The 15742-nt window shown below is 56.9% G+C and carries 11 protein-coding genes; 2 read left to right on the forward strand and 9 right to left on the reverse strand.

The window, feature by feature from the left end; genetic code table 11:
- Positions 1-205 precede the first annotated feature (205 nt).
- On the reverse strand, positions 206-1015 hold the full coding sequence (locus tag DK926_RS04890; RefSeq protein WP_165839508.1) for an ATP-grasp fold amidoligase family protein: 810 nt from the start codon (positions 1013-1015) through the stop codon (positions 206-208).
- A gap of 620 nt (positions 1016-1635) precedes the next feature.
- Between DK926_RS04890 and DK926_RS04895 the strand changes: the two genes are divergently transcribed.
- Positions 1636-2418, forward strand: coding sequence for a hypothetical protein (locus DK926_RS04895; protein WP_125833375.1), 783 nt, complete (start codon positions 1636-1638; stop codon positions 2416-2418).
- A 30-nt stretch (positions 2419-2448) separates the two neighbouring features.
- Here DK926_RS04895 and DK926_RS26425 read toward each other — a convergent pair whose 3' ends face one another.
- From DK926_RS26425 to DK926_RS04935, 8 genes are all read right to left on the reverse strand, one after another.
- Entirely contained in the window at positions 2449-3651 is a 1203-nt protein-coding gene (locus DK926_RS26425) for a hypothetical protein (RefSeq protein ID WP_125833376.1), read from the reverse strand.
- 5 nt (positions 3652-3656) lie between these two features.
- On the reverse strand, positions 3657-4460 hold the full coding sequence (locus DK926_RS26580; protein WP_165839509.1) for a glycosyltransferase: 804 nt from the start codon (positions 4458-4460) through the stop codon (positions 3657-3659).
- 461 nt (positions 4461-4921) lie between these two features.
- A complete protein-coding gene (locus DK926_RS04905) occupies positions 4922-6301 on the reverse strand; it encodes an O-antigen ligase family protein (protein ID WP_114329176.1) in 1380 nt (459 codons plus the stop codon).
- A gap of 1 nt (position 6302) precedes the next feature.
- Positions 6303-7430, reverse strand: a complete 1128-nt coding sequence (locus DK926_RS04910; protein WP_114329178.1) for a glycosyltransferase family 4 protein — start codon at positions 7428-7430, stop codon at positions 6303-6305.
- Between the two features lie 751 nt (positions 7431-8181).
- Positions 8182-9225, reverse strand: coding sequence for a glycosyltransferase (locus DK926_RS04920; protein WP_165839510.1), 1044 nt, complete (start codon positions 9223-9225; stop codon positions 8182-8184).
- A gap of 53 nt (positions 9226-9278) precedes the next feature.
- The gene (locus tag DK926_RS04925; protein ID WP_114329184.1) at positions 9279-10406 is read right to left on the reverse strand and encodes a glycosyltransferase; all 1128 of its coding nucleotides are present in this window, start codon (positions 10404-10406) and stop codon (positions 9279-9281) included.
- A 75-nt stretch (positions 10407-10481) separates the two neighbouring features.
- Positions 10482-11978 carry a sugar transferase gene (locus DK926_RS04930; RefSeq protein ID WP_114329405.1) on the reverse strand — a complete coding sequence of 499 codons (1497 nt, stop codon included), beginning with the start codon at positions 11976-11978 and terminating at the stop codon, positions 10482-10484.
- 607 nt (positions 11979-12585) lie between these two features.
- Complete coding sequence (locus DK926_RS04935; protein WP_114329186.1) at positions 12586-13905, reverse strand: UDP-glucose/GDP-mannose dehydrogenase family protein; 1320 nt, start codon at positions 13903-13905, stop codon at positions 12586-12588.
- Between the two features lie 331 nt (positions 13906-14236).
- On the opposite strand from DK926_RS04935, the gene DK926_RS04940 reads away from it, so the two are divergent.
- The gene (locus DK926_RS04940) at positions 14237-15664 is read left to right on the forward strand and encodes a Swt1 family HEPN domain-containing protein (RefSeq protein ID WP_114329188.1); all 1428 of its coding nucleotides are present in this window, start codon (positions 14237-14239) and stop codon (positions 15662-15664) included.
- Positions 15665-15742: the final 78 nt, after the last annotated feature.

The following is a 15742-nucleotide window of genomic DNA, read 5'->3' on the forward strand; positions in this document are numbered from 1 at the left end:
CGATCGGTGAAGGCCTGTTGGTGCGACCGGTCGAGCGGTTCGGATCCAAACACAGGATGTTCGATTGGAACACAAACCGCCATGGATGTGTGTCCCGCCGACGAAGCCGGCTTACGAGTTGGCGCTCAACATGAAAGAAGTGCGCGAAGTCGTCACACAACTCTGACGTCGCCACCGCTGGCGACTCACCGCCACAATATCGAAACTATAATTTGACAGCGAGGTTCCAGTATGAACCCAACTTTTGGTCGAACGCAGGATCAGTGAACGGGTCCAATCCGCCTGTAGGATACGGCGTAATTTCACCGAACCAAATTTTGCCGAGTGCTTCGTACAGGTCTACACGGATGAAGTCGAAGTCCGCCCCGATGCGCGATGCATGGTCAATCATTAGAGCCAACGTCGCTGGCGCCGGGCGTACGTCATCCAGAATTTTCCCGCCCTGATTGACCTCAAGCGGCATCCACTCGGGTGTATAAAAACGACGCCGCACGACATTTGAACGGGGTGTATCGACTTGAATGACCTGTACCTTGCCCTCGAAAACGAAGAATCGAATGTCGAGAGGTGACTCGCCGTCAGCGGTAGGGATGCGTTCCTCGATCAGGTATCCGGGCCGTGCCTGGCTGTAGGCCCATTCTCCGTGCACCCTTGAGAGGGTATCTTCGTTCCACCCGGCAACTTCGTCGAGCCTGATACCGGAGTCTTTCAGTGACCCGCTACCGAACGAATTGTGCCCCGATCCTGTGGTGGGTTTTAAAACCCAATCTGTGCGCCAATTCCGCTCGTACACAGTCGACAGGTCCTCACCAAACCACAAAGTACGTGGGATAGCGATAGATGGGTCGGCTGTTTGCGCATGCATCTTCATCGATAGCTTGTCCCCACCGCGCGCGAGCAGTTCGCGACGGTCGCGGATGATGCGCCACTGGATCTTCTCGGTAAAGGTTGTGGGTACGTCAGGCAAAGGATGTCCGATCCATTTTTTGAACAAGATTTGTCTACGCTGTTTCACAGGAAGTGTCTGGAACGCGCGCCAAAAGATCGGCTGAAGGAGGCGATGCAAGGGAACTCCTGGACGGTAGGGAGGGACATCGCACCGTAACATCTACTTCGTCTGCCGCTGTACACGTGCGCTAAAAATGCTTCGAACGATCGACACGGACGGCCACACTGCAAAGCACGTATGGATCGATCCCTACCCTGAGGTCAGCACTCAAACAGGATTCATCGACTGCTCTGACTTGTCGCACGACGAGAATGTATGCTGGACGAATTGCCCAAGACCAGCCTGAAAGATGTTCGGCCGCGCCACCACGGCGCGAAAGGCGCCCACTCTTTGGCCCGACGCTGTGACCAGAGGCCGTCTGCTCGAAACCAATGTGTTACAAGCTGCGTTTTGGAGCGCTGACACGGCGCTTCTTGCCATACTCGACACCCAATACGGCAGCTCCGATGATCTACAGCGAGTTCACTCCCCCGGAGAGACGCTTCCTACTCGCATATACGACCAGGATCCCCGCTTGCGCCCTTATTGAACGGATTCTGAGCCTATATACTGGGCTCCGTGAAGCGCATTCAGAAACCGACCGCCACATGAGCGCTCTCCGACGCCGTACTTCGACCGTGGTCGCGATGGCGATCTTGATCTGCTGCTCCGGCTGCGCTGACACGACGACACCGCAGGACGTCGAGCAGCAGAGGACCGATACGATCACTGAATCGAATGACAAGTGTCAGATTAGCGACCAGGTTGACGCAGGATTGTCCAATCGACAATCGCCATACAATATTGTCATCATTGGCGACAACACGTCCAAAATGATAGGCGGGTGGGTCAATATCTTCGCAAACTGGGTCAGCACGAATCACCAACGACCGGTGCGCATTTACGAGCCTGCATCCGCTACTAGTGAATCAGCATACCGCGAAGTACAATCAGTAAGTCTGCAGATAGATAGCGAAGCGGTCAACATTTTCAACGCAAATCCTGAAAACTTGACTGTACACGAAACCGCATTGCGTATCCCTACGCTGCTCCCGACAGCAGACATGGCCGATCATATCGACTTGATCCTCTACAGCCAAGGCCAGAATGCAGGGTCGCGCTCACTCGCCAAGGCAGCTTTACCAAGCCTCAAACAGCTAAGAAACGAAAATCCCGAGACGCATATTGTGGCCATTCTGCAAAATCCGTGGCGGCCCGATGCAGACGTTTCAAAAACTAATGAGCTTAATATCTCAGATTTACGTACATCCCTTCAAATCAACGACTTTGCGGCAATTGACATTAACCAACGCTTCATCGAGCAACCGAATTGGGAATCATTGCTAGACCCCACCGGGACCTACCCGAATGCGGATGGATATATTCTGTGGGCAGCCGAAGTCGAGAAATTTGCCTCGGGCGACTCTTGAGCAAGTTCGATTTACGGCTACCGCGATGAGTCAAAGTTGGATAGACGAACGCGAAACGTGAATGACAAGTGCGGCAGAAATTCCAAGCTTAACTGCTGCCACTGAAATTACGGACACAATTAATCCTTGAATCCCGAAAGCAGTAACGCCAATTAGCTGACAAAAAATTTCACCACTTACAACAAACAAACGCAGATTATGCAGGCCGCTTGGCTCCATCACAAATCTCGCAGGCGCGGTTACACCTTCCAGCACTTGGCTAGCGAGAACCGACAAACCCACGGGCACGAGATACCCCGTTGCTAGATGCAGGGCTGTATAGCCAGGAAACAGGCTCGAAACTGCTGGCGCAGCAACAGCACATGCCCCAATCAATCCATATAAAAGAAACAGCCACCGAACTGTCTTCTCAGCGAATGCAGCAGAGTCGCGCACTCTCGCTAAGCTCTTCAAGAAGAGTGGCATCAAACCTTGAACAATCATGAACGCGGGCGCAAAGACCAATGCATATCCTAATCGAAAGCCGGCCGCAGCCTCGCTGTCGTCTAGCAAAAAAAGCACCAGTATTGTCAACTGACTTGCGACGCCAGAGTACAACGCTTCAGCAGACAAACGCCATGCGAATTTAGTCGAGTCGATCCGCATTCCACGCCACGGCACAGTAATTCCTGCAAGTCTCCAACCCGCAGCGCATACGACTAAACATGCGATGCACCAATACCCAATCAATTCTAACGTCGAGAAACGGTGTGACAATCCCAGGCCAATCGCACCAAACACAAAATACGCCACCGACAAGGCTGCCGCGGAACCATACCGCGACCCATAGACCAAGAGCTGGTGCGGGCCGTCCAAAATTACCAAGAGCGCCCCGACAGCAAGGACGGACAGCATTACAGCCGGGACGGTTCCTATAAGAAGCCACACTACCGAGGCCGCAACTGTCGCAAAAGTTGCCGCGCATGACCAAATAAACACAGACCTCGCACTTAGCGTCTCCTCGGGCGACAAAACGCGCGAACCAGCTATGAGGCGTGAGCTGATTGAGCCGGAACGTACAATCGAGATTGCGATGAAGGCTACCGAGGTACACACTGCCAGCGCGGCGTACTCCTGCACCGAGAGAACCACGGACGCTGCCACGTTGAATGTGAAGAACGCGAGGGACCACAAACCTTGATCGGCCATGCGAACCAAGACCCGCGCTGTGGAGCCCGACAAAGCAACAGACATAGACTCTAACTCAACGAGTTCGTAACACGACGAGCAACTGCATCAGAGTGCGCCTGACGAACCAGGGCCTCGAAACGTGCCTCAGTCCATACACGAGAACGGATCCTAGGCATGGTTGCAGCCTTCAGAAGAGCCGAAACCAAGGCGCTACTGTCATACTCGCTCGTCGAAAGCTGAACTCCAGAAGAGCCTGACGCATCTAGAACCGATGAGGCCCCCGTGCGAGAGAAGCATACGACGGGAATTCCAACTGCCGTAGCCTCGCCCACAACACCACTTGCGCCCTCCCTCGCCGACGGATGTATGAGCACGTCGCATGTATTCATGTGCTTGAGTACATCTGCGCGAGCAATTTTTCCGACAAACTTCACGCGGTCACCTACCCCGAAATTCTCTACAATACCTGGCAAGTAATTTGGTGTCCCGGGGAGTGGCGCACCAACGATAGTCAATGTAGACGAACGCAACCGGTCATCTGCCATCGCAGCAATTGCTATTTCAAACCTCTTCCGCGGTATTAGATGGCCGACCGCGAGAATATCTATACCGGTCTTCTGATCCTCCGCTGGCTCAGGCACCGGAAGGTCGGAAATCGCCGTCCTTAGACCATCCGAAAGCACGACATTGGGAAAGGTCTCGACGGAACGACCCATTTTCACGAACATCGCTTCGACTGATTCGTTCTGAGCGTATACATAGTCGATACCCTGCGAGAAGAATCGCGCGACACGCCGCGCCAGAAAACCGCGCACCAGTTGAACTTTCTTTTCACGTTTCGACATCGGAGTCACAGGTGCGATGTCATACACCGAGCTATCCCCGGATGCACCGATAGGGCCCCAAACTCTATAGGTAGAAGTGGGAAGGCACCCGACCGGAGTAGGGAACATCTCTGTCGCGAACGTTACATGGTGCGCCAGGGTAATACGGTGCTCCGAGTTAAGTGACCTAAGGACCGTACGTGCCTTCCACCACCAAACCAAGTACTCCAGCCGCGTCAGTCGAGGATTTGTCTCCAGAAACCGGAAACGTCGCGGCATTGCAATCCCGATCGGCTTGACGTGCTCATGCAAACCATACTTTTCCAACTCGGCCCTGACACGAACTGCTGACCGTAGGTTCATCACAGGCACTACTGTGAATCCACGCTCCCTCGCCACGTTTCCCGCAACTTTGGTGAAGAGCCAACCGATTCCGGTCTCGCTGCTCATATCGGGATTTGCGGCGAACGCAGCAAGCACGACGATCTCGCCACTAGCTGGGACGTAATTCACGACACTCTCCAATCACTGTTCTTGAATGGATGATAGATCTGTCGAGAGACGGGCTTTGCCAGATCATCGACAGTAACCTGCTTTTGCGTCGCCACCAAGCCAAGTATGATCCAAAAAAACGCAAACCATGTTATGTTTGTTGTCGTCGCGCAGATGAGCAGAACCAGCGGGACGATGGCAGACTTAAGTCCTAATTCGAATCTGCGAACACAGAGAACCATCACCGCAATGAACGCAATAAGACCCACGACACCAGAATCATAAAGCACGGCTGGCCAGACTGAACTCAGGTAAGGTGTACCGACATTCGTCGAATCCATTAGGTGATACTGAGAAAACGAGTTAGCGCCAGATCCGAAAAGGAATCTGTGCAAGCTTGTAATGTCCGAGATTGCAGTTTCATAGATATCTAATCGGTAGCCTCCCGTACCTTGACTTGTATTCAAAATATTTGAGATTCGCCATGCAATGTCATCGGTCGAACTGGCAGTGGACGCATAACTGGACAAGTATCCAACGAACGCCAGAAGGCCCAGAAGAGCGACGCATATTTGAAGGATTCGCGATTCAGATAGCCATCGTCGACCAACGACCGCGGCCAAAATGACCAACGCCACCCATGCCGCGCGTGTACCACTCAGAAGGCAAGAAACAAAGAGCACAGAAGTGATTGGAATAAGCCAACGACCGAGAGCGGCTTGCGAAACACAAATAAGCGCTAGCCAGCCAATGCACTGAGCGGCAAAGATATTTACCTCAAATGAGAATCCTATCAATCGACCATCGTCAGCGACGCCGGGCGCTACTGTTCGTGACACGCCCAAAAATTTCGATGCGAAGTAGCCCGCCAAACTCAATGCAGCAATTGCACCAAGTACCAGACTACCCGTTTTGATCAGCTGCTGCTTCTGTGCGTTATTCGCAATCAAAGCGTATGTAATGAAAGCTAAAACTATCTGAAGCGTAATCCATAGGCTACGCAGTGACTCTGGCGCAGTCGCGGCACTTGAGAGCGCGGTAATTGAGAGCCATAGTGTAGCAAAAAAGCAAAGCCCTATGGGCAGGTACAAGATGCCTCGCACTCCGCAGTTCACTATGCGCAATTTCAGGCATACTAGAATCAATATTGGCAGCGCCAGCATCTCTGGCCGCAAAGTGCCGAACGGAGCAGAGACAACAAGACCATTCGCCATTATAGCGAAGACATAAAGTGCCCAACCAATGTACGGCGACAGATACGATAGAAAACAAACTGTGCCGGCAACGATCACCACAATAGGCGCGGCCCAGAAAGAGCTAGCGACAGCTGCCCCGGCGCCAAGCACGAGAAGATATACTGCCGCCCATGCAAGCTTCGAATGCACCTTTAGGTTCATGTTATTTTTGATTCTCTACTATTAGTTTTTCTAGTACATCAACGTAATGTTTGGCGACTTGTTTCGGGCCGTACTGCGCCACCTTCAAGTGCCAATCATTACGCTCGCGGGTAAATCCTAGTGTTGAATCAGCCCTCAAATTACAAACAAATTTCTCCAGCTCTTCAATCGTTTTCAGTACCAACCCAACCCCGACGTTGCGAACTACCTCGGCAGGACCTCCGCCGTCGACAACCACGGGGTATGCACCATACTGTAATGCCTCAATAACCGTCCGGCCAAACGCCTCGTGATCAGAAAGGTTGACTATAACGTCGCACTGCTTCATATAGCGACCGACGTCATTGACTCTGTTCAAGAACGCAGATCCTTCTAACTGTGATAGCCGCGCTCGCATGTCAACCTCATACGAGCTGCGGCTGGACTCTTCACGTTCACCACCAACGACTAGGACGCTAACCGTGTCGTCGCCGCATTTTTCGACCGCCGCGACTAACCGGTCAACTCTTTTGTGCGGCACAACCTGTCCAAACATTCCAATGCGATATCTCCGAGATCCTACGGAGAAGGTCTCCTGTGTTTCAGCATGAACCGGGCGCGGCACGACGATAATCGCACCACCGGGCTCTAATTTATTAGATGAAAGAACAGACTTCGAGGGAGCTATGACCCCGGCACAAGCTTGGGATACAGCCTTTACAATCTGAGAACTAAACCGTCCGTCGAAGGTTTCATGTAAGTCCAAGACGCACTGTACGCGAGCAAGCTTGCTGGCGAGCAAGACCTCTGCCGATTGCCAAAGACTGAAGATCACAACAACATCGAAGTTTTTCAGAATTTTACGGAGCCTCAGAGCCGACTTGACAATTGGCGGAGGTTCCCTCAGAAGATCTGAAATCTTCGCGGTCGATAGACTCCCACTCGACAGGGCATGATGCTTGGCAAATTTGTGCCTAATGAACGGAAGCCCGCCTTCAACAAGTTGCTCAGCAAAGGGAGACTGGTCCGCGATGATCGTCGTCGCCTCAATACTTAGTTTGTCGAACTCCTGTAATAGGAGCAACAGACTGGTCTCAGCGCCCCATACCTGCGATGACTCGGTGACGAATGCAACTCTAAGCGCGCTCATGACCGCCTCTTCGACCTATCGTGCGTGCCGGGATACCGCCCACAATCGAGAAGGGTTCGACCGCTCCGCGTACTACGGCCCCCGCCGCTACAACGGCACCATCACCGATTGTTGATCCGGCCAAGATGGTGGCGCCGGCGCCGATCCATACATCGTTGCCAATGAATATTTCCGATCGCGTCTCCCCTTGTGCGCGGATCGGCCGCTCCAACTCGGCGATGTTGTGGTTTTCCGAAACTATTGTGACGTTCGGCCCGAGTAGACAGTCGTCCCCAATTCGCACGCCACCTTGTCCGAGAATTGTATTTCTCGTTCCAATTGCGGTCCGGTGACCGATTCGCACTCCTACGCCCAGGTTACGAATGACACCGCTGCCTTTCACCACCGCATATTCGTCAAACGTGCAGTTATCTCCGATCAATATTCCATTCGCAGAGAGTCCGTTAATTAAGACCCCTCGCCCAAGCGAGATGCTCCTGCCCATCTGAACTTGACGTCGGCACCGTATGCGAACGTTCGGGGCGATGTAAGCGTCAGGGTACAGGCGTCCGGCGGCTCTTGCCTTCTGCACGAAGCGTGTCAGTACCTCCCCGACTATGTAGGAGTCAGGAACTCTGTCGTCGATGACCGCTTCAATGCCCCGCTCGCGACCGTACGCGGAGTTCGCAAGCCTCTTAATCATTGTCACGTTCTCAACCCACCACCGGACGAACTGAATCCGGGCCAGGAGTCACTTGCCGGCCAATATCAGTCATATGATTTCCATTAGTTCCGACGAGACCAGTGACTTACGAATAGCTGTAGCAGATGCTCCCCAGGTCTGCGGCTCGATTGCTGCAGCGCCGGATCGCCGTGAGACCTCGACCGTTGGCCGTGTCCTATTGGCCAGTGAGCGGAACGCACCTGCAATATCGTCAACATTATATGGGTCAACAAAGTCGACCCCGGGCCGGTTTAGGTTTTCATGAAACACCGATATATCACTTACTAGACAGGGCGCACCGAAGAATGTGGCTTCTAACGGCGTGAGTCCGAATCCCTCGTCTAACGAGAGGTAGCAGAAGAACTGACACTGCTCGTACAACCAGCGGAGCTCATCGTTCGACACGTAGCCGAGAAATTTGATTAATCCCTGGTCCACAGCTGTGGCGACATCTTCGCCGAAAGCGTCTGTCTTACCGGATTCCTCACCGACCACAAGAAGCGGACAGTCAACCGATAGCGCCCCAGAACGCAGCGCCCCGACAAGGGTGCGCACGAGATTCTTCCGGCTGTTGATTCGGCCGGCTGTCAGTACGAAGCGGGACACCGAGCCGTGTCCACTTGGTGCGGCCGAGGATGCTGAGCTCAAACCCTCGGAGATTGACAGACCCACAGCATGAACTGACTGCAATCGTCGATTGATGCGCCGTATGCGGCGCGCCTCAGTTTTGGACGAAGTAACAATCGACGTCGCGTGCCGCGCGAGCCGAGGGATCAACGAAAGATACAGGCGTTCGCCCCTCGTGAACCACTCGGGGTTCGATTGGAAGAGCACGTCGTGTATGAATACCGCGGATCGACCGAACAGGGGAGAGAAGTTCTGAGCGAATATGGCATCGATGTCGTAATGCTTGGCCAAGATCGGAAGCTCGACCGCGTTGATAACAGGGTGCATGCGTCCCCTAGTTCGCACGACTTCGAATTCGTCAACGCCGTCGAGATCTACAGAGTCGACCGACGCCGGCACTGCCAAGATCAGCTCGTCGTCAGGAAAAGCCGTACTCCACCCCTGGACCAGGTTGGTAAGAACCATCTGACCGGAGGGAGGACCATCAGCCCACCAATAGGCGTCTACAAGTACCCTCATCAAACTGTTTCGACCGAAAGGTCTGTGTCGCCTGACAGCATTTGCTGCAGCTGAAGCTCGTACTTCTCGCAAACAAGCTTCCACGTGTAGTGCTCGCGCGCGCGTTGTCTGGCCATCCGCCGCAGTGCGTCCTGGCGTGCGTCGTCCCGAATAAGCGCATCTATCGCTTGAACAATGCTTGTCGGGTTCGGATCAGTGAAGAGTCCGGCATCGCCCAAGACCTCACGGTTGTACACCGTGTCCCGAGCGACAGTCGGCGCTCCACATGCCATCGCCTGAACCAACGCGGGGTTTGTACCGCCAACGCTGTGACCGTGGAAGTACACGCTGGCATTCTGCCACAGCGAGAACAGAAGCTTGTCGTCGCTAATATGCCCCATCCAGTGGACACGCGAAGTGTCACGGGCGAGCCCACCCACTGCCACGTCCAGTGGCCCTGGGTAGCCAGACGAGCCGACGATGACGACATCCCAATCCCGCGCCAACGTCTTCGCGGCCTCGATGAATTCAGGGATCGTGTTTTCAGGAACGAATCGCGCAACAGCGAGCACGTACTTGCGGCCAGCGAGCTCGGTTGGCGGGGCAAGCGGTTCGATGTCCTCGCCGCCGTAGGGAATGAACTCACCGTCGCGGTTGAACTCGTCCTGCCAACGGCGGACGATTTCAGCCGAATCGCACACCAGTTGGTCGCCGAACTTGGCGGTGAGCTTCGCACCTGTCTTGAAGATGAACTTCGCGGCGCGCCCCCACTTTGCGCGCTCCCATTCGATACCGTCGACGTTGATGACCGTCGGAACCTTCCGCACCTTGAGAATCGGGAGCCAGTACCCATTTGCCACATTCATGATGAGCGTGACATCAGGCTTCCGCTTCACAGAATGCAGAATCGCCGACAAACCAAAGCTCAAGGTGCTGAGTGACTTTGTTTCGAACCCGCGCGTGATGACCGACCGAACGCGCGTGTCGACAGTGTCGTCTGTCGCAACCGTCCCGGGCCGTCCATACACGATTACATCCCACCCGGCGTCAGCCAAGTACGGGGCGAGCCTACGAATCAGAGTCTCGAATCCCCCGTAATAGCTCGGATAACCGCGCGTACCGATAATTGCCACTGAAGGCTTCTTCATCCCCGACTACTTTCTTTCATAAGAGCAGCACGGCAGGCGGCGGCTGTCGAACCGCCGGCAAGCTACCGAAATTAGTTAGTAAGCCCCGTCGCTCCCGGCGACGGCCTTCACAGTCTTCGCGATGATCAGCAAGTCGCCAACCATCGACCAGTTCTCCACGTACGAGAGATCAAGGCGCACAGTTTCTTCCCACGACAGGTCACTGCGGCCACTGACCTGCCAGAGCCCCGTGATGCCCGGCTTGACCAGGAGACGGCGTCGCACATCTCCGTCGTAGGTCTCCACCTCGCGACGCAACGGCGGACGCGGGCCGACCACGCTCATCTCGCGGCGCAGCACGTTGAAGAACTGGGGCAGCTCGTCGATGCTGTATCGGCGCATGAATTTGCCGACCTTCGTGACCCGCGGATCCTCACGCATCTTGAACAGCACGCCGCCCTCACTCTCGTTCTGAGCGAGGAGCTTGTCGACCTGCTTGTCGGCGTCTTGAACCATGCTGCGGAACTTGATCATCGGGAACGGCTTACCGTCGATGCCCATGCGCTCCGACTTGTAGAACACCGGACCACGGCTCGTCAGCTTCACCGCCGCAGCCACCACCAGCAGGATCGGAGAAATCAGAAGCAGAACCGTTGCCGCGAAGACGAAGTCGAAAGCCGTCTTGCTGAACCGCGTCGCACCGTTGTACTGCGGCTTCTCCACGTGAATCAGCGGGAAGCCGGCAACGGGACGCATGACCAGGCGCGGGCCTGCCACGTCGACCACACCGGGCGCCACGACGAGATCGACGTTCTTCTTCTCGAGGTCCCACACCATCTTGCGAATGCCCTTGTGGCCGAGGTGCTCGGTCGCGGTCACAGCCACGGTGTCGGCACCCGACGCCTCGATCGCCTCGGTCACGGTGTGTTCGTCACCGAGGACGGGGATCTCGTACCCGTCGACGTTCACCGCATCATCGGCGCCGTGCACCTCGTAGCGCGGCAGGCACATGCCGACCACGCTGTACCCGGCCGACGGAGAACGTTCGAACTGCTTGGCCATTGCCACAGCGGCCTTGCGGCTGCCGACGATGAGGACCGACGTCTGGTACTGGCCCTTTTTGCGCTGGCCTGCAACGCTCTTGCGCCACACCCACCGAGTCAGCAGCAGGCCGAGCAAACCGATCGGCAGAGCGATAGCCAGATAGAGCCGCGCGATGTCGATCTTGAACAGCAGCGACAGAATGGCGATGACGCCGAACAATCGGAACGTCGCCGACACGATGCGGCGGTACTCCTCCGCGCCATTACCGATGACACGCGGCGAACGCGTACGGAAAATCGCGAGGAACGCGATCCACAAACCAGCCAGCGCGAGCGACACCCCCGTGTACGCGTAGAACGCCGTGGGCTGGCCTGCTTGCGCCTCGCCGAAACGAATGAGCTGAGCGAGCGCGACGGCGGTGACGACGACCAGAACATCCGTGACCCTCAACCGGTCGACGTACTGGTGTTCCCACACGCGCCGAGACGTGAGACGACGAACGCGCCACGCCTGCCTTGCCGGAGATACCCCCTGCGGAGCCTGCTGCACCGATCCCAGTGTTGCCACCGACTCCCCCTCCTTACGATGCTCCGACAGCTTGTGGCCGACGGTCCTGTGGGTTCAACGCGAACCTTCTCCACTCACATCTGCACTGACGTGAAGAAACCGGTCACTGTTGCCCGCTGTTCGAGCTTTCAAATTTTCGCACGCAGTCAGGTTTAGAACTCTGCCAAGTGGTTTACATCACAGGACGATCACGTAACCATTCCTGGTCTATCACACCCGCAGGTAGCCCTGCAGACACAATGAGAGTAATTCCCGACCAGACCGAGCATCGCTGCACGTCTAGGCGACGTTACAGCCAGCGTCGACCGCCACATAACTGCCGAATCATGCTGCGACACAGCGTTTCTGTGACATCGATTCACAATCACAACCCCGTTGTCATGATTGTTAACAACGTAAAAACTTTTCCCGACGAGCATTTCGGACGCTGGCAGGCGCCATCATCACGAAACAATCCTTTGAACCGATTGATGCTCGATCGACGATCATTCTGCCGGGTCGTGAGGACACTATCCAAACGGAGACGTAATTGGTTCGTTCAACTGAACGACATTAGTTTTCTCCGTCGGGGACGCTGGTTTTCTTCAGGTCACGGACGACCGAGCCCGCGGTACGTCCAGCCGGCGTCGCGCCATTGCTGCGGATCGAGGCAATTTCGGCCGTCGATCAGGACTTTCGCCCGGACCACGCCGTCGAGATCGGCGGGCGTCAGAGCCTTGAACTCTTTCCACTCCGTCAGGACGAGCACGACGTCGGCACCTTCACAGGCGTCGAGCGCCGAGCTGCTGTAGCCGAGCGTCGGGAAGAGCGCACGAGAGTTGTCCATGGCCTTCGGGTCGTACACGTTGACCGCTGCGCCCTGAAGCTGGATCTGGCCGGCGACATTCAAGGCCGGCGAATCGCGGACGTCGTCGGAATCGGGCTTGAAGGCGGCACCGAGCACGGCGACGCGCGCACCGAGGAGCGATCCGCAGGCTTCACGTGCCAACTCGACCATGCGGGTGCGTCGTCGCATATTGATGTTGTCGACCTCGCGGAGGAACGTCAGCGCCTGGTCGGCACCGAGCTCACCGGCCCGAGCCATGAACGCGCGGATGTCCTTGGGCAGGCAGCCACCGCCGAAGCCGATGCCTGCATTGAGGAACTTGCGGCCGATGCGCTCGTCGTGACCGATGGCGTCGGCCAGTATCTTGACGTCCGCTCCAGACGCTTCGCAGACCTCGGCGATGGCGTTGATGAACGAAATCTTCGTGGCCAGAAATGCATTGGCCGACGCCTTGACCAGCTCCGCCGTCGCGAGATCGGTGACGAGGAACGGAATCTGCTCGTCGAGCAACTGCGCGTAGACCTCACGAGCCAGAGCCTCTGCGCGGCCGGGACGGTCACGGTCGACGCCGAGCACCAGACGATCCGGGTGCAGCGTGTCCTTGACGGCAAAGCCTTCGCGGAGGAACTCGGGGTTCCACGCCACCTCGACGTCATCACCCGCGGGCGAGAGCTCACGAGCTCGCGCACCCAAGCGAGACGCGGTGCCGACGGGAACCGTCGACTTACCGAAGATGACGGCAGGCTTGGTCAGCAGCGGAGCGAGGGTTTCGACGACGGAGTCGACGTACACCATGTCGGCGGCGAACTCGCCCTTCTTCTGGGGCGTGCCCACACCGAGGAAGTGGACCTCGGCGAACTCGGCCGCTTCCTCGTACGACGACGTGAAGCGCAGACGGCCCGCCGCGATGTTGCGCTGCAGCACCTCTTCGAGGCCGGGCTCGTAGAACGGAACCTCACCGGCTTCGAGCTTGGCGAGCTTGGCTGGATCGACGTCGACACCCAGAACTTCGTGCCCCAGCTCGGCCATGCACGCCGCATGGGTTGCACCGAGATACCCCGTGCCGAAAACCGTGATCCGCATGATCTGTGTGTCCCCCGGACTGGAAGTGAACTAACCACCGGGACGCTGAAGTACCGGCACGCAGATAGTAGAGCCACTCACCGACAACTGTCGCATTGGCCGAGTTCGCGTTCACCTCAACGAAACCTGGAGTTATAGGTCACGCGTCATTCGAACAGACTAAATCGCCGCCTCGATTCGGTAGAACCCCGGCGAAAGCTGCACTTGAGAGTCCACGGGATCGAAGTTTCCGCCCATCACGGCCACATCGATAACAGTACGATCTAGCAACCGACGTGCGCCCCGGGCGACAGTGCGGTCGTATCGAGCGACTACGGCAGGAAGTTGGACGATGGCCCTCGACTGGCAGACACGGCTGTACGGCATCTACAAGGACGAAGTGGCCAAGGGGCTCGATCAGTTCCTCACGCGCATCGAGAGTCCGAACTGGCCTGATTTGCTCGCCAAGAAGGATGGGGCGACCGCAACGAGGAACAACGAACGCCAATTCAACACCAAGTATTCGAAAAGAGACCCTCAGGCAAGCCTCCGAATGCTGACCGAGGAGTTTCGCGAAGCACCAGCGTTCGTGAAGAAGCGGCGACAGAACACGAAGAAGACGACGGAAGGACTCGCATCGGCGATTCGGGATGACAGGAACAACCTGGCGCACTTCGCTGAGATGTCCGAGCAAGACGTGTACATCGCGATGGCTCGCGCAGCAGAACTCCTCGAGTCCATCCGCCAGCCTGAACAGGCCCGTCGAATCACCGCGATGCGCAACGAACTGTGGAACCAGAGACATTCGCAGGACGATCCATCACCGGCAGCTACAACACCGGAGCCACCTGCCGCCCCGAGCGTCGAGCAACGCCAGGTGTCAGCGCCGCCACCCCGCGCTGTCCCCGCAAAGCCGGCCCGGGTAACGCCTCCCGCCGTACGTGGGGAGCGCACCATCGATCCGGCGACTGCGACGTACATTCCCGACTTTCTCCTGGACCCGAAGACCCGCGGCCAGGGCGCGCCTCCGGAGCCGAAGCGCAGGCCCGCCCGCCGTGGCTCGACACGCCCAGGTGGTCCGGTCGGCAAAGCCCCACGGCGTGGTACGTCGACCAAGTTCTGGGCACTGCTCGCGGCGCTGGTGGTTGTCGTTGCGGCTGTGTTTCTGGTGTTCGACCCGACCAGTTCGAATTCGACGGCTCCGAACAGCGACAGCGCAATAGCCCCGCCTGCCGGGCCGGCCCCAGCCGCTCCTGCTCCGTCGATAGTGGCTGAGGTGTCCCGCTATGCGGTGCTCGACGGCATCCCCGGCAATCAGTCCCAGATTGTGATCCAACCGCGCATCGGCAACTCGTCGAATCGGACATTGCGCCTGTTCCGAAGCCAGCTGAGGGTGCTCATTGCGGAGAACGCATTCAACCCGGCGACCTGGATGCCACCGCATGGTTCTGCAGTCGCAGGCACTCCGACTCTGGTGCAGTTGGGCGACCGCTCCGTGTGGTCCGTTCCGATGAACGACAACCATTTGTACGACTGGACGGTCACCGGAGGCATGCCCTGGGCCACCCTCTTCTACGACGGTACGGCCGGGGATTTCTGGGATATACCGCCGGCCGCTCCCAGCAATCGCTTGTGGCAGCTCGCTTTTCACGTCACCACGTTGACCTCATTGCAGGACATCGTCGGCTTCGGTGTCGTCGACGAGCAAAACCGAACTGTGTCCTCACTGGCGCCGTTGGCAAGCTTCCCGCCGATGGAATGCCCGTGCACGTGGTGGTGACAGCGCGCAGAGCCGATGTCTACCGACTCAGTACCCTCTACATCGTTCCACCATCTGGCTATGACATCGGCACGGACG

The sequence above is a fragment of the Rhodococcus sp. Eu-32 genome (assembly GCF_003336925.1).
GTDB lineage: Bacteria > Actinomycetota > Actinomycetes > Mycobacteriales > Mycobacteriaceae > Rhodococcoides > Rhodococcoides kyotonensis_B.

Coding starts and splice junctions, on each gene's coding strand:
- DK926_RS04895 (WP_125833375.1), top strand. CDS start 1,636: ATGGCGATCTTGATCTGCTGCTCCGGCTGCGCTGACACGACGACACCG.
- DK926_RS26425 (WP_125833376.1), bottom strand. CDS start 3,651: ATGTCTGTTGCTTTGTCGGGCTCCACAGCGCGGGTCTTGGTTCGCATG.
- DK926_RS04905 (WP_114329176.1), bottom strand. CDS start 6,301: ATGAACCTAAAGGTGCATTCGAAGCTTGCATGGGCGGCAGTATATCTT.
- DK926_RS04910 (WP_114329178.1), bottom strand. CDS start 7,430: ATGAGCGCGCTTAGAGTTGCATTCGTCACCGAGTCATCGCAGGTATGG.
- DK926_RS04920 (WP_165839510.1), bottom strand. CDS start 9,225: ATGGTTCTTACCAACCTGGTCCAGGGGTGGAGTACGGCTTTTCCTGAC.
- DK926_RS04925 (WP_114329184.1), bottom strand. CDS start 10,406: ATGAAGAAGCCTTCAGTGGCAATTATCGGTACGCGCGGTTATCCGAGC.
- DK926_RS04935 (WP_114329186.1), bottom strand. CDS start 13,905: ATGCGGATCACGGTTTTCGGCACGGGGTATCTCGGTGCAACCCATGCG.
- DK926_RS04940 (WP_114329188.1), top strand. CDS start 14,237: ATGGCCCTCGACTGGCAGACACGGCTGTACGGCATCTACAAGGACGAA.